A 988-nucleotide genomic window follows, 5' to 3' on the forward strand; every position below is an offset into this window, starting at 1 on the left:
CGGCCCGAGGAACCCGCCGAACGGACCGGACCGGCTCGGCCCCCGCTTGGACCCGAACGGAAACGGCAGCCAGAAGTTTCGCGGCACCGCCGCCGGGCGAGGGTCGGCCTTCTCCGCGAGATAATCGACCACCGAACCGATGAACGGCCAGTGTCGGCTGTCGCGGTTTCGGCCTTCCAGCGCGAGGTCCGTGAACGGAACGGCCGTGGTGGCGAAGGCGGTCCCGTGAATCGGGTCTTTGTGCGTCAGCGAGCGAAGCACCGTGACGCGGTCCAGAATCTTGGCAATGCGGGGAAAGATTTCACCGACGCGAAAGCCGGGAACCGCCGACGGGATGGAGCCGAGTTCCCCCCGCACTTCCTTCGGCGCGTCCGGCTTCGGGTCAAACGTGTCCAGCTGGCTCGGCGACCCCCACAACTGCAAAAGGATACACCGCTTGGCCGACCCGAACCCGCCGGACGAGGGAGCCGATTCGGCCGCCTTGGCCGCCTGATACCCGGCCAGCGTGAGCCCCAAGGGGGCCAGCGCGCCGATGGTCAGCCAGTCCCGGCGGGTCATACCGAATCTCGTTGAACCGTAATCATCCGAGTTTGACGGCCCAATGGAATCCGACGGCTCCTTTGACCGTGTCGGGATGTCGGGCGAGCCATTCGCATCGCCGGGCGAGGGGTTCCTTTAAGTCCTCCAATGTGGGGAACGTTTTGTTGGCCAGCGATTCCCGAAGCAAAGGCCACAAAGGTTCGGCCGGTTGCAACTCCGGCGTGCAAGGAGGCAGGTGGTGCAAGACCACGTTCGGCGGGACGGCCAGTTTTCCGGCGACATGCCATCCGGCGTTGTCCACGATCACCACCAGTAATTTTTGCCCGGCCGGGTCGGCCCGGGCCGCGAAGTCGGCCAGGGCCGCCTCCATGGTCGCGGTGTTGGCCTTTGGCTGGATCAGCGTGTGGCTGCGGCCACTGGCCGGGTGGGCGAACCCAAACACGAACAA

At 65.9% G+C, this 988-nt stretch carries 2 protein-coding genes; both read right to left on the minus strand.

Annotated features, from left to right (window positions below; all coding sequences use genetic code 11):
* Positions 1-558 (minus strand): DUF1501 domain-containing protein (locus BGIM_RS53460; RefSeq protein ID WP_193789027.1); only part of this gene is annotated, 558 nt, incomplete at its 3' end.
* A gap of 22 nt (positions 559-580) precedes the next feature.
* On the minus strand, positions 581-988 hold a 408-nt coding region (locus tag BGIM_RS53465; RefSeq protein WP_020473730.1), incomplete at its 5' end, for a transposase.

The sequence above is a fragment of the Zavarzinella formosa DSM 19928 genome, assembly GCF_000255705.1.
In the GTDB taxonomy this organism is placed as follows: domain Bacteria; phylum Planctomycetota; class Planctomycetia; order Gemmatales; family Gemmataceae; genus Zavarzinella; species Zavarzinella formosa.